This is a genomic window from Actinomadura sp. KC06 (assembly GCF_004348735.1).
Taxonomy (GTDB): Bacteria; Actinomycetota; Actinomycetes; order Streptosporangiales; family Streptosporangiaceae; genus Spirillospora.
On the sequence record NZ_SMKT01000043.1, the window covers coordinates 1 to 20,145 of the forward strand.

The 20,145-nt window shown below is 73.6% G+C and carries 12 protein-coding genes and 1 tRNA gene; 8 read left to right on the forward strand and 5 right to left on the reverse strand.

Going from position 1 to position 20,145, the window contains the following annotated elements; genetic code table 11:
• Both E1287_RS45650 and E1287_RS16105 read right to left on the reverse strand, forming a co-directional pair.
• Positions 1-3,775, reverse strand: a 3,775-nt coding sequence (locus tag E1287_RS45650; protein WP_131965758.1) for a type I polyketide synthase, incomplete at its 3' end; no start/stop codon positions are given.
• Between the two features lie 94 nt (positions 3,776-3,869).
• Positions 3,870-4,631, reverse strand: coding sequence for a thioesterase II family protein (locus E1287_RS16105; RefSeq protein WP_131965759.1), 762 nt, complete (start codon positions 4,629-4,631; stop codon positions 3,870-3,872).
• 298 nt (positions 4,632-4,929) lie between these two features.
• Between E1287_RS16105 and E1287_RS16110 the strand changes: the two genes are divergently transcribed.
• From E1287_RS16110 to E1287_RS16120, 3 genes are read left to right on the forward strand one after another with little or no spacing between them, the layout of a single operon-like run.
• The gene (locus E1287_RS16110) at positions 4,930-6,474 is read left to right on the forward strand and encodes an acyl-CoA carboxylase subunit beta (RefSeq protein ID WP_243719070.1); all 1,545 of its coding nucleotides are present in this window, start codon (positions 4,930-4,932) and stop codon (positions 6,472-6,474) included.
• A gap of 9 nt (positions 6,475-6,483) precedes the next feature.
• Complete coding sequence (locus E1287_RS16115) at positions 6,484-6,687, forward strand: acyl-CoA carboxylase epsilon subunit (protein ID WP_131965761.1); 204 nt, start codon at positions 6,484-6,486, stop codon at positions 6,685-6,687.
• A gap of 40 nt (positions 6,688-6,727) precedes the next feature.
• A complete protein-coding gene (locus E1287_RS16120; protein WP_131965762.1) occupies positions 6,728-7,429 on the forward strand; it encodes a thioesterase domain-containing protein in 702 nt (233 codons plus the stop codon).
• 95 nt (positions 7,430-7,524) lie between these two features.
• Here the strand turns inward: E1287_RS16120 and E1287_RS16125 are convergent, their stop codons facing one another.
• Both E1287_RS16125 and E1287_RS16130 read right to left on the reverse strand, forming a co-directional pair.
• On the reverse strand, positions 7,525-10,332 hold the full coding sequence (locus E1287_RS16125) for a LuxR family transcriptional regulator (RefSeq protein WP_207934246.1): 2,808 nt from the start codon (positions 10,330-10,332) through the stop codon (positions 7,525-7,527).
• Between the two features lie 736 nt (positions 10,333-11,068).
• Entirely contained in the window at positions 11,069-14,161 is a 3,093-nt protein-coding gene (locus E1287_RS16130; protein WP_131965763.1) for a BTAD domain-containing putative transcriptional regulator, read from the reverse strand.
• A 486-nt stretch (positions 14,162-14,647) separates the two neighbouring features.
• Between E1287_RS16130 and selD the strand changes: the two genes are divergently transcribed.
• Complete coding sequence (gene selD, locus E1287_RS16135; protein WP_131965764.1) at positions 14,648-15,640, forward strand: selenide, water dikinase SelD; 993 nt, start codon at positions 14,648-14,650, stop codon at positions 15,638-15,640.
• A 68-nt stretch (positions 15,641-15,708) separates the two neighbouring features.
• The gene (locus tag E1287_RS16140; protein ID WP_131965765.1) at positions 15,709-16,785 is read left to right on the forward strand and encodes a permease; all 1,077 of its coding nucleotides are present in this window, start codon (positions 15,709-15,711) and stop codon (positions 16,783-16,785) included.
• On the opposite strand, the gene E1287_RS16145 is transcribed toward E1287_RS16140, so the two are convergent.
• Positions 16,782-18,239: an MDR family MFS transporter gene (locus tag E1287_RS16145; protein ID WP_165969026.1), complete on the reverse strand. Its 1,458-nt coding sequence runs from the start codon at positions 18,237-18,239 to the stop codon at positions 16,782-16,784. The two genes, E1287_RS16140 and E1287_RS16145, sit on opposite strands and share 4 nt — an antisense overlap.
• Positions 18,240-18,359: 120 nt before the next feature.
• Here E1287_RS16145 and E1287_RS16150 point away from each other — a divergent pair.
• From E1287_RS16150 to E1287_RS16160, 3 genes are all read left to right on the forward strand, one after another.
• Positions 18,360-18,455: transfer RNA gene (locus E1287_RS16150), tRNA-Sec, on the forward strand.
• A gap of 16 nt (positions 18,456-18,471) precedes the next feature.
• Positions 18,472-18,762: a hypothetical protein gene (locus tag E1287_RS16155; RefSeq protein ID WP_131965767.1), complete on the forward strand. Its 291-nt coding sequence runs from the start codon at positions 18,472-18,474 to the stop codon at positions 18,760-18,762.
• A 150-nt stretch (positions 18,763-18,912) separates the two neighbouring features.
• On the forward strand, positions 18,913-20,139 hold the full coding sequence (locus E1287_RS16160) for a hypothetical protein (RefSeq protein ID WP_131965768.1): 1,227 nt from the start codon (positions 18,913-18,915) through the stop codon (positions 20,137-20,139).
• Positions 20,140-20,145 lie beyond the last annotated feature (6 nt).

Here is a 20,145-nt window from a genome sequence, read left to right on the forward strand (position 1 = left end):
GGGTTGGTGGGAGGTGGGCGTGGTGCATGGCTTGGATCATTTTGATGATGCCGCCGACGCCGGCGGCGGCTTGGGTGTGGCCGATGTTGGATTTGAGGGAGCCGAGGTAGAGGGGGCGGTTTGGGGGGCGGTGTTTGCCGTAGGTGTTGAGGAGGGCGTGGGCTTCGATGGGGTCGCCGAGGGTGGTGCCGGTGCCGTGGGCTTCGATGGCGTCGATGTCGTGGGGGGTGAGGTGGGCGTTGGTGAGGGCTTGGTGGATGACGCGTTGCTGGGCGGGCCCGTTGGGTGCGGTGAGTCCGTTGGAGGCACCGTCCTGATTGACCGCGCTGCCCCGGATGACGGCCAGCACGGGGTGACCGTTGCGCTCGGCGTCCGATAGCCGCTCCAGCAGCAGCAACCCGGCACCCTCACTCCACGCGGTGCCGTCGGCACGAGCCGAGAACGGCTTGCAGCGCCCGTCCGGAGCCAGACCGCGCTGGCGGCTGAACTCCACGAACATGCCCGGAGTCGCCATCACCGTGACGCCGCCCGCCAGCGCCAGCGAGCAGTCGCCGTTGCGGACCGCCTGGGCGGCCTGGTGGATCGCGACGAGCGAGGACGAGCACGCCGTGTCCACGGTCAGCGCCGGGCCCTCCAGCCCGAGCACGAACGCGATGCGCCCGGACGCGACGCTCGCCGTGTTCCCGGTGAGCAGGTAGCCGCCGCCCTCGGACGGCTCGTGCAGGCGCGGCCCGTACTCCTGGGACATCGCCCCGACGAACACGCCGGTCCGGGTCCCGTTCAGCGTCAGCGGGTCGATGCCCGCCCGCTCCAGCGTCTCCCAGGCGACCTCCAGCAGCACCCGCTGCTGCGGGTCCATCGCCGTCGCCTCCCGGGGGCCGATGCCGAAGAACGCCGCGTCGAACCGGTCGGCGCCGTCGAGGAAGCCGCCGCGCCGGACATAGCTCTTCCCAGGCACGCCGGGCTCGGGCGCGTACAGGTCCTCGATGTCCCAGCCGCGGTCGTCCGGGAAATCGGTGATCGCGTCCACGCCGTCGGCGACCAGGCGCCACAGCTCGTCCGGGCTGGTGACGCCGCCGGGATAGCGGCAGCCCATCCCGACGATGGCGATCGGCTCGTCGGCGCTCATGGCGGCCGGCGCCGCGACCGGGCCCGCGTCCGCACCGAGCCGGTCACGGAGGTACTCGGCCAGCTTCGCCGGGGTGGGATGGTCGTAGACGGCCGTGGCCGGCAGCGGCAGCCCGGTGACCTCGGCCAGGCGCTCCCCGAGCTCGACGGCGAGCGCGGAGTCCACGCCGAGGTCCTTGAAGGTGTGCCCGGCACCCACCGCACCGGCGGCGGCGTGGCCGAGGACGTCGGCCGCGTGCGTCCGGACGAGGTCGAGCATCGCCTGCCGCTCCTCCGCGCCGGACGGGTCCGGCGTCCGCGGCGTCCACGCAACTCCGGAGCCATCAACGGCGTCCGCGCGCTCGCCGGGCCAGTGCCGTTCGCGCTGGAAGGCGTACGTGGGCAGCGCGACACGGCGGGCCCGCCGTCCCTCGGACGCCGCGGGCCAGGTCACCGGGACCCCGCGGACATGCAGCGCGGCCACCGTCTCCAGCAGCGCGCGCCACGACTCTTCGCCGTGGCGCAGCGAACCCACCACGAGGGAGTCGTGCTCGTCCGTGACGCCGTCGAGGGCCTCCCGGACGATCGCGTCCAGGACGGGCCGCGGGCTCACCTCGACGAACGTCCGGTGACCGTCGCGGGCCAGGTCCCGCACCGCCGCCTCGAACGGGACGGGCCCGGACGGCGCGTCGCCGCCCGCCGCCACGAGCCGGGCGGCGTCGTCCAGGGTCAGCGTGCCCGCGAGGCACCCGGCGGCGATCCGGCCCCGGCCGTGGCCGAGGACGGCGTCCGCCCGCACGCCCAGCGACTCCAGCACCCGGGCCAGTGCGACCGTGACGGCGAACAGGACCGGCTCGGCGACGGCGTCGTCGTCGGGCGACGGCGCTCCAGCGACACCGTTCAGCACGTCCAGCAGCGACCAGCCCGTGTGGACGTCCAGCGCGGCGGCGCACGCCTCGATCTGCTCCAGGAACACCTCCGACGATGCGAGCAGGTCACGCGCCGTCCCGTCCAGCAAGGCCCCGTCCTCGACGCCGGGGAAGAGCAGCGCGACCTTGCCGCCGTCGACGGCCGCGCCGCGCACCACATCGGCGGAGTCGGCTCCCGTCGCGATCGCGTCCAGCGCGGCCAGCAGGTCATCGCGGCCGGCGCCGAGCGCGACGGCACGATGCTCGAAGTGGGTGCGGGCGGCGGCCAGCGTCCAGCCGACGTCATCCAGGTCGTCGGCGTCGGCGGGCCCGTCGAGATGCGCCCTGAGCCGCCCCGCCTGGGCGCGCAGCGCGGCCTCGGTCCGCCCGGACACCGGCCACGCGACGACGGCGCCGGTCCCGCCGGGCCCGGTCCCTGAGCGGGGCGGGGACGGCGGCGGGTCGCCGAGCACGACATGGCAGTTGGTGCCGCCCATGCCGAACGAGCTGACCCCGGCCAGCAGCGGCTCGTCCGGACGCGGCCACGGCCCGGTCTCGCGCTGCACCCGCAGCCCGAGCGCGTCCAGGTCGATGCGCGGGTTCGGCGTCGCGAAGTTGAGGCTGGCGGGGATCTCCCGGTGCCGGATGCTCAGCACCGCCTTGATCAGCCCGGCGATGCCCGAGGCCGCCTCCAGGTGGCCCACGTTCGTCTTGGCCGAGCCGACGGCGACGGCCGGGCGGCCCGCGGCGTCGCCGAGCGCGCTCCCGAGCCCGGCCGCCTCCAGCGGATCGCCGACCGGGGTGCCGGTGCCGTGCAGCTCGACGTACTGGAGCGCGGCCGGGCCGACGCCGGCGCGGCGGCACGCCAGCCGGATCGCGCGGGCCTGGGCCTCCGCGCTGGGCACGGTCAGCCCCTCGGTCGCGCCGTCGTTGTTCACCGCGCTGCCGAGGATCACGCCGTGGACGTCGTCGCCGTCCGCCACGGCACGGGCCAGCGGTTTGAGGACGACCACGCCGCCGCCCTCACCGCGGACGTACCCGTTGGCGCGGGCGTCGAAGGTGAAGCACCGGCCGTCCGGCGACAGCCCGCCGAACTCGGCCACCGTCACCGCGCCGCCGGGCACCAGGTTCAGGTTGACGCCGCCGGCGAGCGCGAGCTCCGACTCGCCGCTCCGCAGGCTCTCGGCCGCCAGATGCACCGCCACCAGCGCCGACGCCTGCGCGGAGTCCACCGTGAGGCTGGGTCCGCGCAGGCCGAGCGTGTACGAGACGCGGTTGGCGATGATGCCGCGCTGCGTGCCGGTGAGGGTGTGCGCGGTCACCGACTCCGGGTCCTGGACGAGCGCCGCGAAGTCGTTCGACATCGCGCCGACGAACACGCCGGTCCCGCTGCCGGCGAGCGCCGCGGGGACGATGCCCGCGTCCTCCAGCGCCTCCCAGGCGAGCTCCAGCGTCAGCCGCTGCTGCGGGTCCGTCGCGGCGGCCTCACGCGGCGAGATCCCGAAGAAGCCGGCGTCGAACCCCGCCACGTCGTCGAGGAACCCGCCGTACCGGACGCCGGGCCGTTTGCGCTCCTCGGGGGCCGCGTCCCAGCGGTCCGCCGGAACCTCGGCGACGGCGTCGGCGCCCGCGCGGAGCAGCCGCCAGTACGCCCCCGGATCGGGCGCCCCGGGGAGCCGGCACGCCATGCCGATGATCGCGATCGCCTCGTGCTCCGCCGCGGTAACGGTGGACGGGGCACGGCCGGAATGACTCGTCATGGCGCCGCGCGCCTCCCTCACTATGAACGGACCTGGCTGTGACCTGGAATGCGCCGGCGTCCGGGAACGTGCCAGCGGTAGGGGTGCGCTCGCGTCAGGTGTGCGCCGACAGGACGTCGGAGAGCCGTGCGAGCGTCTCCTGAGGACGCGCGGTCAGGTAGAAGTGGCCGCCCTCGAAGACCTGCATGCCGAACGGGCCGGTCGTGTGCTCGCGCCACGCCCGCGCCTCGTCCAGCGTCACGTGCGGGTCGTCGTCGCCGACGAACACGGTGACGGGGCAGTTGAGCGGCGGGCCCGGCGGGCAGACATAGGTCTCGATCGCCTCGTAGTCGCCGCGGACGGCCGGCAGGAACATGCGGATCAGCTCCTCGTCCTCCAGCAGCGCGCCGCCGGTGCCGTTCAGCCGCCTCAGTTCCGCGATCAGGCCGTCGTCGTCGCGCAGGTGGACGCTCTCCTCGCGTCGCCGGGACGGTGCGCGCCGCCCGGAGGCGACCAGCGCCGCCGGCGAGCGGCCGTCCTCCCGCTCCATCCGCCGCGCCACCTCGAACGCCACGATCGCGCCCATGCTGTGGCCGAAGAACAGGACGGGACGGTCGTCGAGCCGGGGACGCAGCGCGTCGAAGACCAGGTCCGCGAGCGTCCCGATGTCGGTGATCGGGGCCTCGGCGCGCCGGTCCTGGCGGCCCGGGTACTGGACGGCCAGCACCTCCGTCCGCGGCCGCAGCGCCGCCGAGACGGGGAAGAAGAAGCTCGCCGCGCCGCCGGCGTGCGGGAAGCACACCAGCCGCGCCGCCGCGCCGGGGTCCTCGTGGAACCGCCGGACCCACGTGTCGCCGACCGTGCTCGAATGCGCCATCGTCGTCATCTTCTCCCGTTCTTCACCCGCGAATGAAAGGAGGGTGGCATCGGATCATCATGCCGCCGTGCCGTATTCCGCCCAACCCCTAAGCTCCCCTAAGAGAATCCACGGGGTTGAATTCGCGGGCGCCGCCGGGTGACCTTGGAATCGGCTGGATACGCCTTGGCCCGAAGTTCCCCGGCCAAAGTGACCGTCGAGGAGAGGTTGTATGACCATAGTTGCGGACGCGGATTCGGTGGGCGTGAACGGCGCCCCGGACATCGCCGGGGCCGCGGCGGCGGAACGGCCTCTCGATATGCGGTCGAGCGTCGCCGAGTTGCACGGCGTCAAGGACGTCGCCGAGCAGGGTCCCTCGCCCGAGTCGACCGAGCGGCAGCACGCCCGCGGGAAGCTGACCGTCCGCGAGCGCCTGGAGAGGCTCTTCGACCCCGGCACGTTCCGCGAGATCGAGCAGCTGCGCAGGCACCGCTCCAGCGGGTTCGGGCTGGAGGCCCGGCGCCCCCCGACCGACGGCGTGGTGACCGGGTGGGGGAAGGTCATGGGCCGCACCGTGTTCGCCTACGCGCACGACTTCCGGATCTTCGGCGGATCGCTCGGCGAGGCGCACGCGGAGAAGATCCACAAGGTGATGGACCTGGCCGAGTCGGCCGGCGCGCCGCTGGTCGGCCTGAACGACGGCGCGGGCGCCCGCATCCAGGAGGGCGTCACGGCGCTCGCCGGATACGGCGGGATCTTCCGCCGGATCGTCCGGTCGTCGGGCGTGATCCCGCAGATCAGCGTGATCCTCGGGCCGTGCGCCGGCGGGGCGACCTACGCGCCGGCGCTCACCGACTTCGTGTTCATGGTCCGCGACACCTCGCAGATGTACATCACCGGACCGGACGTGGTGAAGGCGGTGACCGGCGAGGCGGTCTCCCATGACGGGCTCGGCGGCGCCGACGTCCACGGGTCGGTGTCGGGCGCCGCGACGATCGTCTGCGACGACGAGGAGGAGTGCCTGGAGGAGGTCAGGTACCTGCTGTCGCTGCTGCCGTCCAACAACCGCGAGCTGCCGCCCCCGGGACCGGCGGACGACCCGCCGGACCGCCGGACCGAGGCCCTGCTCGACCTCGTCCCGCCGGACCCGAAACGGTCCTACGACATGCGCGCGGTGATCGAGGAGCTCGTCGACGGCGGCGAGTTCTTCGAGCTGCATTCCCGGTGGGCCGCCAACGTCGTCTGCGCCCTGGCCCGGCTCGGCGGCCAGCTCACCGGGATCGTCGCCAACCAGCCGTCCGCGATGGCCGGAGTATTGGACATCCACGCCTCGGAAAAGGCGGCGAGATTCGTCCAGACGTGCGATGCCTTCAACATTCCGTTGGTCACGCTGGTCGATGTTCCGGGCTTCCTCCCGGGCAAGGACCAGGAACACGGCGGCATTATCAGACACGGCGCGAAACTGTTGTACGCGTACTGCAACGCGACCGTTCCGCGCGTTCAGGTGATTCTCCGCAAAGCCTATGGCGGGGCGTACATCGTGATGGACTCCCGGTCGATAGGCGCCGACCTGTCGTTCGCGTGGCCGACCAACGAGATCGCGGTCATGGGCGCCGAGGGCGCCGCGAACGTCGTGTTCCGGCGGGAGATCGCCGCCGCGCCCGACCCCGACGAGGCCAGGGCGCAGCGCATCAAGGAGTACAGGCAGGAGCTCATGCACCCGTACTACGCCGCCGAGCGGGGCCTGGTCGACGACGTGATCGACCCCGCCGACACGCGTGCCGTCCTCATCGACGCGCTGGTGATGCTGCGCGGCAAGGAGGCGCGGCTGCCGTCCCGCAAGCACGGCAACCTCCCGATGTGACGGCCCGGCATGGAGACGGAGAGGAACCCGGTCCTGCGCGTGGTGCGCGGGGAACCCGGCGACGAGGAGATCGCGGCGGTCGTCGTGGCGCTGCTGGCCGTGGCGGGCAGGGGACGCACCGCCGCCGACGGCGCCGGAGCGACGCGGGCGCGGCCCGCGCCGCGCTGGTCGCCGCGCCCGTACCGTTCGCCGCGCGCCTGGACCTCCGGCTGACCGCCCATCGCACGGACCGTCACACGTGAGGATTCTCCCCATGTCCGGGAACACGCCCGCGGAGCCGACCCTCCTGCGGTTCCGCCCGAGCACCCGGAGCAGAGCGCTCATGGTGTGCCTGCCGGACGTGGACCGTCCGGCCGGGTTCTTCGGCGCGTTCGCCGAGGCGCTGGCGCCGTCGATCGAGGTCCTCGCCGTCCAGTACCCGGACCGGTGGGTCTGTCCCTGGGTGCCGGTGCGCGAGTGCCTGCGGGAGCGCGCCGTCCGTCTCGTGGACGAGGTCCGCGGCCGGACCGACCGTCCCGTCCTGCTCTTCGGGCACGGCGCCGGCGCCGTGCTGGGCTTCGAGATGGCGGTCAGGCTGGAGCGGGAGCGCGGCATCGACCCGATGGCGCTGGTCGCCTCCGGCTGCCCCGCGCCGTGCCGCCTGGGAGGCGGCGCGGACGTCGTCCCGGGCGCCCCCGGCGCGGACGCGGGCTGCGGCTGCGACGAGCGGGTCCGGGTCCAGGTCCCGATCTTGGCGCTGGGCGGCGAGGACGACGCGCGGGCGGACGTGAGCGACGTCCTCGTGTGGCGGGAGCACACCGAACGGGAATTCCAGATCAAGATGCTTCCGGGCGGCGCGCTGTTCCTGGAGGACAACCTCGCGGACGTGGTCACCAGCGTGACCGGCTTCCTGCAGCGCGTGCTCGGCGCCGAGGTCATCGACATCAGCCGCCATCGCCGCCGCGGGGACTCGTGATCGTCCCGGAAAACCGACCGCCCCCAGGGAGACGCGGGCCGGGAGGCCCGTTCACCCTGGAGGCGGACGGCTCGAAAGAGAGACGAACGAACGGATCAGGACACGGCCTTGGAACTGCTGTCGAGATGGATCCTGGTCAGCAGCTGCTCCCGGTTCCTGATGTCCATCTTGCGGTAGACCCGCGTCAGGTGCTGCTCCACCGTGCTGACGGTGATGAAGAGCTTGTCAGCGATCTCGCGGTTGGTGTAGCCCTGCGCCGCCAGCACCGCGACGCGGCGCTCGGAGTCGCTCAGCCGCGCGAACGTCGTGTAGTCGGTGTCGGCGCCGCCGCCCGGCTCGCCCGTGCCCGCGGCGCCGGGGGAGTAGGTCGGCAGCAGCGTCTGGCACATCGCCTCAGCGTGGCAGCTCTTGGCGATCCGCCAGGCCCGGCGCGCGATCGTCCTGGCCTTGGCCTTCTCCCCGAGCGACTGGTAGGCGTCGCTCAGGTCGGCCAGGACGCAGGCCGCCTCGTACCAGGAGCCGTTGCTCTCCAGCAGCTGCAGCGCGTCCTGCAGGATGGTGGGCCGCTTCGCGGGCGCCCGCACCGCCGCCAGGCCGCGCAGCACCATCCCGCGTGAGCGGGCGAGGGCCGGGTCCGTCCGCGTGAGCTGCTCGTCGATGAGCTGTGCCGCCTGCGGCCGGTCGCCCAGCTCCAGCCACGCCTCGGCGGCGCCGAGCCGCCACGGCGCGAGCGCGGGCGTGTCGATGTCCCAGTGCCGCATGAGCTTGCCGCACTCCAGGAAGTCCGACAGGGCCATGTAGTTGTTGGCCGTCGCCAGATGGTGGCGGCCGCGCGCGTACAGGTAGTGCAGCCCGGCACGGCTGAGGAACAGCGCCGGCGGCGCCTCCAGCGCCGCGTAACGCGCCGCCGCCTGGTGGTCGCCCTGCGCGGTGTGCGCCTCGATCAGCGTGGCGAGGGCCATCGCCCCGGCGATGTTCCACTTGTGCTCGACCAGGGCCGCGAACGCCGCCTCGCCGTGCTCGACCGCGTCGGTGAGCCGTCCCCGGCGGAGCGCCACCACCGCGGTGAGCGCCTCGGCGGCCGCGCGCCAGGCGGGCACGTCGTGCTCCTCGACCTCCGCCATCAGGCGCTCGCACCAGTCCGAGGCCGCCTCCAGCCGGTCGGCGTACACCAGCGCCATCAGCGCCGAAGGGAACGCCTTGACGACCCAGGACGGCCGTATCCGGCCGCTCTGCAGCACCTGCTCGGCGAGCGCCACCGCGTACTCGTCGGCGCCCCGCTCCAGCACCAGCGCCAGGGCGTGCGCGGCGCGCACCTCCGCCGGCGCCGTCACCGAGACGGCGGCGGCCGGGAGCGGCCGGGCCGTCCGGTCCAGCGCGCCGGGGAACTCGGTGGCGAGGAACAGCCGGGTGCCGCGCAGCTCGGCCTCCAGCACGGCGTCCTCCCCGTCCTGGACGTTGAGGTGGTCGATGGCCTCCAGCGCGTCGTCGACGTCGAGGCCGAACAGCATGCCCCGGACCGCCTGGAGGGCGTCGGCGCCGGTCAGCGTCCCGTCGAGGATCGGGCCCTTGAGGGCGAGGAAATGCTGGTCGGACGTGGCGGGCCTGAGCTGCCACTGGACGCCGGCGAACTCCGCCCGGACGGACATCCGCCGGGCCTCGTCCGCGCAGCACTCGCCGGCCAGCTCCAGGTACCGCAGCGCCCGGGCGACGTCGTTGTCGGTGAGGGCCTGCCGCGCGCCGCCGCGCAGGACCGCGGGCACCCAGTCCTCCCGCAGCGGGCCCGCGTCCAGCAGGAGCGGGGCGACCGTGTGCGGAGGGGCCCCGTCCTCGTGCAGGAGCCGGGCCGTCCAGTGCCGCAGCGCGGCGCCCTCGCCGAGCGGGATCTCCTGGAGGATCGACTGCTGGATGGCCCGGTGCCGGAACCTCGTCCGGTGCAGCACGCCGATCGTCGTCAGCGCCCGGACGAACCGCTCGACGAGCTCGGCGTCGATGCCGCTCAGCCGGCTCAGCAGCAGGGTGCTGGCCGATCCGTCCAGCAGCGCGATGCTGCGGGCCAGCCGGACGGCCCCCGAGCCCAGCCGGTGCATGCAGGCGAGGACCGCCTGGTGGAAGGTGTGCCCGGTGGGCAGCTCGCCCGGCGCGGCGCCGGCCGCGCGCGGCCGGGCGCCCGGCTCCGCGTAGTCGGCGCAGAACCTGTGCTCTTCGATGAGCGCCCGCGCCAGCAGCGGGTTGCCCGCGCTGAGCGAGTGGATCTCGGCGATGAGCCGGTCGGAGTGGACGCACGACGGCCGGGCCGACGGCAGGTCCGCGATCCCGTCCGGCGAGAGCGGTTCGAGGTGGATCCGCCGCACGCTCGGCCAGTAGAGGAGGTCGTGCAGGATCGGCGGCGGCCGCTCGTCGATGAGCGCCCCGCGCGTGAAGGCCAGCGTCACCGGAGCCGAGGTCAGGCGCTCGGCGACATGCCGCAGGCACCAGAGCGAGGCGATGTCGGCGTGCTGGATGTCGTCCACGGCGATGAGCAGCCGCCGGTCCGCGGCCAGCTCGATGATCAGCCCGTGCAGCTCGCGCGCGACGGCGAGCAGCCGGCCGTGCACGTCCGCCGGATCCAGGTCGGGCCCCGCCCCCGAGCGCAGCCCTGGCAGGTGGTCGCCGGTGAGCCGGTCCGGCTCGACGGCGTGCAGGAGCTGGCCCAGCACGCCGTAGGACCTCCTGTTCTCGTCGCGCGAGCCGACCGCCCCGAGGACCAGCCCGCCGTCCCGCTCCGCCCGCGCCATCATGGCGTTGAGCAGGGATGTCTTCCCCATCGCGATCGACCCGCTGATCGCGGCCACGACCCCCTTTCCGTGTGCCGACTCGGTCAGCAGATCGTCGAGCAGCGTGAGTGTCTCTTCTCGCTCCACCAACACCGTTGCGCTTCCCCCTTGCAAGCTACGGTATTTGCGTTTCCATGTCGTTCGTCGCGCAGCATATTCTGGCGGCGCTATGTTGGGAACACCCCTAGACCCCCTTAGGGGTTTTGTTCATGGTCTTGAAATGGTCGTTTACGGAGCAGGTCACCCCACCGTTCCGGGCGGCCGGAAGCCATTAATGACTCGCTGTGAGTGGCCATTCTCGATGCGTGCCCGCGTGGCATGATCCCGATCACGGGAAGTGGTGGAGCGTTTACAATTTCCGCACATGTTCCCAGCTCTCGGGGTCGCTACCGGGAGGCGAAGGTGGCCGGAAACGGCCGGACGCCAATCTTGAAAGCCCGAATGCAGCGTGCTGGAACACGGCGCGGCGGCGCGGCGACGCCGAACTGTCGGCAGTAATTTGAAGAATGTTCACATCATTCAGGATGCGCACGTGGCGCCCCGGCAGGTCGCAAATGAAATGCGAAATTCAAGCGGGGTCGCTAAACTCGTCCGGCCGCATTATTCGGGCAAGCGGACGGCGATGGCGGGGCCGGCTGATCAGTCGGAAATGCTCGATTCCGGCGGCGGGACCGCGGACCCCGGGCGGCGCTCGAACGCGCCGCACCCGTCGGCGCCGCGCCTGTGACGCGCGGGCACCCGTCCGGTGGAGTCGTTGGCGGAGGACACGAGATCAGTATCGCGCCGGCCGCTTACAGATCGCTTACACGGGCCTCCGGGGCGGTCAGCCGTCGTCCAGCAGCGCGCCGACCTCGGCCACCGCGTCGGCGTCGTCCAGCCGCTCGAACAGCCCGAGCGCCTCCCGCCACGCCTTGCGCGCCGCGTCCTCGTCGCCGCCGGCCCGGCACGCGTGGCCCAGCGCCCGCAGCGCGCCCGCGAGGAACGACTGCCAGCCGCGCTTGCGCCACAGGGTCACCGACTCCTCCAGGCACTCCACCGCCGACGCGGGACGGCCGGACGCGAGCTCCAGCTCCCCGAGCACGGTCAGCGCGTCCGCGAGGTGGTGGACCATGTCGAACCGGCGGCTGATGGACATGACCGCCTCCACGGCGGGCCGGGCCCGCTCGTCGCCCGTCGCGCTGTAGAGCTTGGCCAGATAGAGCAGCGAGAACGCCTCGGAGTACCGGTCCTGGTGGCTGTGGCAGATCTCCAGCGACCGGACGAGCAGGTCGTGCCCTTCCGTGACGCGGCCGCCGAGGTACCGCGCGACGCCCAGGAACTGCATCGCCGTCGCCTCGAGCCGCGGGTTGCCGAGCAGCCGGCCCAGCTCCAGGAAGCGGGTCAGCTCGGCGGCGGCGGCGTCGACGTTCCGCACGCCGTGCGCGAGCCCCATGATGTGGTGGGCGCGGGCCTCGCCGCCGGGGTGGTCGCTCTCCTTCGCGATGTCCAGCGCCTCCCGCGCCGATTCCATCGCCCGGGCGTCCTCGCCCATCGCGAGCAGGCCCCAGCTCCGCATCACCAGCGCATCCGAGACGCCGCGCGGCTCCCCGGCCCGCTCGAACAGCCCCACCAGCTCCTGCGACCGCCTGAACAGGTTGACCATCGCCTCGCCGGACTGGTCGGAGGAGAGCCAGGTCTTCACCTCCATCAGCCCGCGCACCATGACGGCTTCGCCGAGCACGTTGCCCGCCCGGCGGCAGGCGTCGAGGGCCCGCTCGTTCATCCGCCGCCAGTCCGCCGCCATGCCTCGCAGGTCGAGGTACTTCTCCTGGGACGCCGCGAGGTCCCAGGCGAACTCGTCCAGGCCGAGGGCGCACGCCTGGAACACCCCGGCGGCCAGCGCGTCGCGCTCGGCGTGGAACCAGGCCATCGGGTCGTCCAGCAGCTCGGCCGCCGCCGGGCCCGGCAGCGGCCAGCGCGGCGCCGTCCCGTGGATCAACGCGTAGCAGTGTCCGGGCACCCGCTCCGCGGCGCGCTCCGCGAGGCCCAGCCAGGCGCCGAGCGCCCGCCGGACGGCCGCGGTGCGCGTCAGGGCGTGGTCGTGCTCCTCCGCGAGCTCCCGCGCGTAGATCCGCACGAGGTCGTGGTACCGGTAGCGGATCGCCCCGCCGGGGCCGGAGCCCGCGACGGTGAGGAGCTGGGCGTCCACCAGCGCCTCCAGATGGTGCCGGCCGACGTCCAGGGGGACGTCCAGCAGCGCCGCCGCGACCCAGTCGTTGACGTCGGGCGCCTCCAGCAGCGCCAGGTGGCGGAACAGCCGGCGCGTCGCGGCGGGGAGCCTCGCGTAGCTGAGCTCGAAGCAGGCCCGCACCGCGAGGTCGCCGACGGCCAGCTCGTCCAGCCGCCGGTGCCGGTCCCGCAGCGACGCGGCGAGCCGGGTCAGCGGCCAGTGCCGCCGGCCGGACAGCCGGGCGCCCGCGATGCGGACGGCCAGCGGCGTGTACGCGCAGAGCCGGACGATCTCCGCCGCCGCCTCCGGCTCGGCCGCGACCCGCGCCGACCCGACGATCGCGCCGAGCAGCTCCAGCGCCTGCTCGGGCGTGAGCACGTCCAGGTCGACGGAGACGGCGCCCTCCAGGCTGGCGAGCGGCACCCGGCTGGTGACGATGACGGCCGAGCCGGGGGAGCTCGGCAGCAGCGGGCGCACGTCCCGCTCGCTGAGCGCGTCGTCGAGGACGATCAGGACCCGGCGGTTCGCGAGCAGGCTCCGGCACAGCGCGGCGCGGTGCTCGGCCGAGCGCGGGACGTCCCGTCCGGCGACGCCGAGGGCCAGCAGGAACCCCTCCAGGATCCGGGCGGCGCCGACGCCCTCGCCGTTGGCGGTCCGCAGCCGGGCGTACAGGGTCCCGTCCGGGAACTCGGCCTTCATCCGGTGCGCGACGTGCAGGGCCAGCGCGCTCTTGCCCACGCCGCCCATCCCGGAGACGGTGGTCAGCGACGGGGCCCGGCGGCGGGCCAGCGCCCGCGACAGCGTCGCGACCTGCTCGGCCCTGCCGACGAAGTCGGACACGTCCGGCGGGAGCTGCGCGGGCACGGGCACGGAGGCGGTCGCGGCGCCGGTGTCGGCGGCGGTGTCCGGGACGGGCGGCCGCTCGTGGTCGCGGCTCAGCGCCGCGAGGTAGGCGCGGTGGACGCGTTCGCCCGGCTCCACGCCGAGCTCCTCCACCACGCGCTCGTGGAACATCCGGTAGCGGGCGAGGGCCTCGGCGGCGCGGCCGTCGTGGGCGAGCAGCTCCAGCATCCTGCCCTCGATGCCCTCGTGCAGCGGGTACGCCTCGGCGAGCGCCGAGAGCCGGTCGATGACCCCGGTGGGCCGCCCGGCCGCCAGCGCCGCGTCGGCCAGCGCCATCGCGATCGTCTGCACCTCGTCGTCGACCGCGCGGAACAGTGGGTCGGCGAGGTCGACCGCGTCCAGGTCCGCCAGCACGGGTCCGCGCCACAGTGCGAGGGCGGAGGTGAGCAGGCGGAGCCGTTCGGCGACGTCGCCGGCGGCGCCGGCCCGCTTCACCGAGGCGCGGAAGCGGCCGAGGTCCACCGTCCCCTCGGGGACCGTGAGCCGGTAGCCGTTGCCGTCGTGCGCCAGCGTCCACGACGACTCCCCGGCCGGGCCGGTGCGGCGGAGCCAGCCGCGTAATCGCGACACCGCCACCTGCACCGCGCCGGGCGCGACCCGCTCGCCCTTGTCCTCCCAGACGAGGTCGATGAGCCGGGCGGCGGTGAGGGGCCGGGACCCGGCGACGAGCAGCGCGCCGAGGATCCCGCGCAGGATCGGCGAGCGGGGCGGCGCCACCACGCCCCCGTCGCGCTCGATCCGCATCGGCCCCAGGACCTCGAAGCGAACCGTCTCGCCGGCATGGCCGGGCTTCTCGTCCGCCATCGTCAACCCACGTTTTCGCACCCCGTCCGCGTCCCCGTGTCGCGGCTCCACCTTTGTATAACACGTCAGCGATGTCGATCTTGGTAAAAATCATGATGTGTCGGCCTATATGGCGGTGCCGTAATCACCGTCCGGACGGTCGCCGGCGCGGTCCGGGCCCGCGCCGCCGATCTTCGCGGCACGGGCATCCGCAGGCGCGCGGCCCGATCGCGACCGGCGCGGCGGGCTCGCGGCTCGCGCGTCGGCGGCCCCGTTTGCCGCCCGTCCTGTGCCGTTACGTCCGCTTCTGGTCAGCGCCGGGGGCCTGGCGTGCACCGTCCGGGCGGCGTGAGCGATCGGCGGCGTGACGCGACTGTCGCCGGACGGGGCGAGTCGAGCGGCCGGTCCGGGGAACCGTGCCGGTGCGAGGACCCGGCGGCGACGGCCTGGTGGGGTATCCTATACAGCATTGTATCGAATATTTCCTGTAGATGATGGGCGGCGACGATGCGGTTCGGACGGCGGCTCACCCAGTACGCGCACGGCGGCGGCTGCGCCTGCAAGATCCCGCCGGGGGAGCTGGAGGCGGTGGTGGCCGGCCTCGGCGCCGCCGGCGACGCGAGCGGGGATCTGCTCGTCGGGCTCGACTCCGGGGACGACGCCGCCGTCGTCCGGATCTCCGGCGACACCGTGGTGGTGGCGACGGCGGACTTCTTCACGCCCGTCGTCGACGACCCGTACGACTGGGGACGGATCGCCGCCGCCAACGCCCTGTCGGACGTGTACGCGATGGGCGGCCGCCCGCTGGTCGCGGTGAACCTGCTGGCCTGGCCGCGCGAGGTGCTGCCGTTCGAGCTGGCGCGCGAGGTGCTGCGCGGCGGGCGGGACGTCGCCGTCCTCGCCGGATGCCACCTCGGCGGCGGCCACAGCGTGGACGACCTCGAACCCAAGTACGGCATGGCGGTCACGGGCATCGCCGAGGCCGGGCGGCTGCTGCGCAACGACCGCGGGCGCGCGGGGCTGCCGCTGTCGCTCACCAAGCCCCTCGGGCTCGGCGTGCTGAACAACCGCCACAAGGCCACCGGCGAGGTGTTCGAGCAGGCCGTGGCCGTCATGACGGAGCTGAACAGGGACGCCGCAGACGCGGCGCTGAAGGCCGGCGCCACCTGCGCGACCGACGTCACGGGGTTCGGCCTGCTGGGGCACCTGCACAAGCTGGCCCGCGCCTCGGGCGTCTCGGCGGTGATCGACGCCGGGGCCGTCCCGTACCTGGACGGTGCGCGGGAGGCGGTGCGCGACGGCTTCGTCAGCGGAGGCACCCGGCGCAACCTCGACTGGGTCGCGCCGCACACCGACTTCGGCTCCGCCGACGACGAGACCCGGCTGCTGCTCGCCGACGCGCAGACGTCCGGCGGGCTGCTGGTCGCGGGCGAGGTGCCGGGCGCGCCGATCGTGGGAGAGCTGGTCGCCGCAGGCGACCGCAGCCTCGTCGTCCGCTGAGCCCGGCCGCGGTTCTTCACTCGTTCACACGTGCGCTGTACGAACAATCCCCCCTGTGGAGGTGCCAGTTGGCCGGTCAGGATGCGGTACGGGTTCCGGGACGGTGGAATCCCTGGGCGGCGCTCGCGCTCTTCGGCGCGATCGCGGCGGCGGGCCTGCTGTGGGCGAAATGGCTGCCGTACACCGAGAAGGTCGGCGGGCTCCTGGACACCCCCGAATGGTCGGGCGGCTCCATCCTCGACAAGGCCGGGGACGCCGGCGCGGGCCCCTCGCTGTCCGGCGGCTGGGAGTTCACCGGGTCCTACTTCGCCTCGGTGTGGAAGGCGATGGTCGTCGGCCTGATCGTCGCGGCGGCGGTGGAGGCGCTGGTCACCCGCCGCTGGCTGCTGCGCCTGCTCGGCAGGGGGCGCGGCCCGTACCGCGACTCGCTCGTCGGCGGGCTGCTGTCGCTGCCCGGCATGATGTGCACCTGCTGCACCGCGCCGGTGGTCACCGCGCTGCGGCGGCGCGGGGCGTCCACCCCGGCGGCGCTCGCCTACTGGGTGGGCAACCCGACGCTCAACCCGGCCGTGCTCGTGTTCCTGGCGTTCGTCGCGCCGTGGCAATGGACGTTCACCCGCCTGGCCGTCGGCGCCCTGCTGGTGTTCGTGGTGACCGCGCTGGTGAGCAGGCTCGCGCCCCGCGGCGCCGACGTGCCCGTCCCGGACGCGGCCGGCGAGGAGCCGGGCGACGTCGCGCTTCGGGACGCGCCGCGCCGGTTCGGGCGGGCGCTGCTGCGGATGTCGGTCACGCTGGTCCCCGAATACCTGGTCGTGGTGTTCGCGCTCGGCGCCTTCCGCGGCTGGCTGTTCCCGCTGGACGGGTCGGCCGCCGAGTGGGGCGTGCTGGCCGTCGTCCTCGCGGCGGTCGCCGGGACGCTCGCGGTGATCCCGACCGCCGGCGAGATCCCGATCGTGCAGGGCCTCACGCTGCTCGGCGTGGGCGCGGGCGCCGCCGGGGCGCTGCTGATCGCGCTGCCCGCGCTGAGCCTGGTGTCGATCGTCATGGTGGGACGCGCGCTGTCCTGGCGCGTCACGCTCGCGATGGCGGCCTCGGTCGCCGGGTGCGCGCTGCTCGCCGGTGCGCTGCTCTGGGCGATCAGCTAGCCGCCCAGTTCCTGCTCGGCGGCCCGCTGCCGCTGGAGGCAGCGCATGCGGCGGCGGCCGGGCAGGAAGAGCGCGGGCACGACGGCGGCGGCGAGGGCGCAGGTCGTGGCGAGGAAGATGTGGTTGTAGGCGTCCTGCGCCCGGGCGGTCTCGGCCGCCGTGAGCGGGCCCTCGGGCGACACCGAGCCCAGTGCGGCGACCAGCAGCGCGGCGAGGAAGGCCGTCCCGACGGCGCCGGAGATCTGGCGGTTGAGGGCCGTCAGCGACGACGCCTGCGCGACGAACCGTCCCGGCAGGACGTTCATCGCCGCGACCGTGGTCGGCATCATCGAGATCCCCATCCCGAGCCCCTGGACGACCAGCACGGCCACGATCCAGCGCACCGGCGTGTCCGGGCTCAGCCGGGCCAGGGCGAACGTCGGGACGGCCATGCAGACCAGGCCGGCCAGCACCGGGACGCGGGAGCCGATCCGGTCGGCCAGCCAGCCGCCGAGCGGCATCGTCACGGCCACCGCGATCGCGGCGGGGGACAGCAGCAGGCCGACGTCGCGCGCCGTCATGTCCCGGACGACCTGGAACTCGACCGGGAGGTAGGTCAGCCTGGCGTACTGCGCGAGCGCGTTGATGAAGATCACGATCATCGCCGCGGTGAAGATCGGGAACGCGAACATGCGGAAGTCGATCAGCGGGTCGGGCCGCCGCAGCGACCGGCGCACCAGGACGGCGAGCGCCGCCACCGCGGCCGCCGCCGTCCCCAGGCCGGTCGCGGTCAGCCCGTGCTCGGGCACGTGCCGCGACACCAGGACCAGGGTGATGACCCCGGCGGCGGCGAGCACCCACCCGCCCCAGTCGAGCGGACGCGCGGCGCGCCGTCCCGTGTCGTGCAGCAAGGCGAGGCCGAGCAGCAGCCCGACGACCGCGACGGCGGTCAGCAGCAGGAAGATCCAGCGCCAGCTCGCGGCCGTCACCACCCAGCCGCCGGCGGGCGGCCCGAGCGCGGGCGCGGCCATCATCGCGATGCCCCAGACGCCGAGCGCGAGGCCCCGGCGGTGCGGCGGGAACATCTCGTACACCATCGCGGTGGCCAGCGGCATGATCGCGCCGCCGCCGAGGCCCTGCACGATCCGGCCGCCGATCAGCAGCGTCATCGTCGGCGCGACGGTGCAGAGGACGGAGCCCGCCGCGAACGCGGCGATCGACAGGTTGTAGACGCGGCGCCGCCCCCACCGGTCGCCGAGCCCGCCCACCGCCGGCTGGACGACGACGATCGCCACGAAGTACGCGCCGATCACCCAGTCGGAGCTGATCCGGGCGCCCGCGCCGAGGTCGGCGGCGATCGGCGGCAGCGCGATGCCGAGGACGGTGAGGTTCATCGCCACCGCGTAGGTGCCGAACAGCAGCACGGCGGTGACGATCCACGGGCGTCCGCGGACATCGGAGCGCGCGTTCGTCATTCGTACGAGTGTGCTCAGCAAGAACATACGGCCACCCAGATCACGAGATCAACATACGACATACTCTATTTTCTATTGACATGGATGATTTCGTATATGATCCTGGGTCCGACGCGCCTGGGAGGCGAATCCGGTCTGGTGACCGGCTCGGTCTTCAAAACCGCAGAGGCCCGGACCACCGGGCCTGGCGGGTTCGATTCCCGTCCGCCTCCGCCACCGAAGAGGAGCTCAGATGAGCCGCAAGATCACAGTTCTCAACCCCGAGGGCAGCGCCCCCGCGGTGGACGGGAAGTCACTCGCCCCCAGGCCCACCGGCCTCGACGGGACGACCCTCTTCCTCGTCGACGTCGGATTCGAGAACTCGGGCGACTTCATGGCCCAGCTCCAGGCGTCCCTGCGGGAGAGCCGCCCCGACGTCGCGACCGAGATCGTCCATCTGCGGACGCCGTTCGACCCCGTCCCGGACGTGTACGAGCGGATCAGGAACGAAGGCTCGGCCGCCATCCTCGGCGTCGGCCTCTGAAGCACGTGCGCGCCGGCGGTCGCCGGCCACGCCACGCGCCTCGAATCCGAGTACCGCGTCCCCACCGTCTGCGTCCACGCCGAGTCGTTCGCCCGGCTGGTCACCTCCACCAGCAGGCTGGCGGGCGTCCCCGGGCTGCGGCACGCGTTCGTGCCCGCGCCGGTGCCCGGCCGCACCCCGGCCGAGCTGCGCGCCTACATCGAGGGCGCCGACCCGCTGTCGGGCGAGCAGGTCTCCCGCGCGCTGATCGACGCCCTGACCAGGCCGCTCAGCGAGCAGGACATGGCCGGCGTCGCCTTCGAGCGGACCCGTGACCGGCTGATCGAGCCCGACACCGAGGAGAACCTGCAGCGGCTCTTCCAGGAGAACGGCTGGACCGACTCGCTCCCCGTGGTGCTGCCGACCGAGGAGCGCGTGGCGGCCATGCTCGCCGGGACGAGCCACGCCCCGGACGAGGTGGTCGGCAAGATCCGGGCGGCGACGTCGCGCGACTTCTGGTCCTTCACCGTCGAGCAGGCCGCGGTCAACGCCGTCATGGCCGGGGCGCGGCCGGAGTACTTCCCGGTCATCCTCGCGCTGCTGGCCAGCGGCTACACCGCGCGGCACAGCAGCATCTCGTCCATCGGCCAGATGGTGATGGTGAACGGACCCGTCCGGCACGAGCTCGGGATGAACTCCGGGATCGGCGCGCTCGGCCCCTACAACCACGCCAACTCCACGATCGGCAGGTCGTTCGGGCTGGGGTCGCAGAACCTGCAGGGCGGCTCGGTCCCGGGCGTCAGCTACGTCGGGACGATCGGCAGCCCCTTCTCGCTGACCAGCCTCACGTTCGCCGAGGACGAGGAGAACAGCCCTTGGGAGCCCTACCACGTCCAGTACGGCTTCGATCCGGGCCAGAGCGCGGTGACGATCTTCGCGCCCGTCCGGTCCCTGATCACCGCGCCGAGCGGGGTGCGCGAGGACTGGCGGGAACGCGCGTCGGTGCTGTTCGGCTCGATCCGGGCGGGCGGCGGCGCGATCCTGCTCGCCGACCCGCTGGCCGCGCGCGCCCTCGCGGAGCGCGAGGGCTTCACGGAGAAGAAGGCGCTGATCGAGTGGATCGCCGCCAACGCGCGGATGCCCGCGCGGCGCTGGTGGGGGCAGGCGCTCCAGGACATCTTCTACGGCAACCGCGCGCGTGACGGCGTCGAGCCCTGGGCGACCTACCTCAAGGCCGGGCCCGACGAGCTGATCCCGGTCAACGAGCCCGACGACGTCCACGTCGTCGTGGCCGGCGGCCGCACCGTGGCGGTCTGGAGCGTGCTCGAAGGGTGGGCGAACCGCCGCTTCGGCAGCGCGCTCTCCGGCCGCACCCTCGCGATCGACCCCTGGCGATGACCCCCT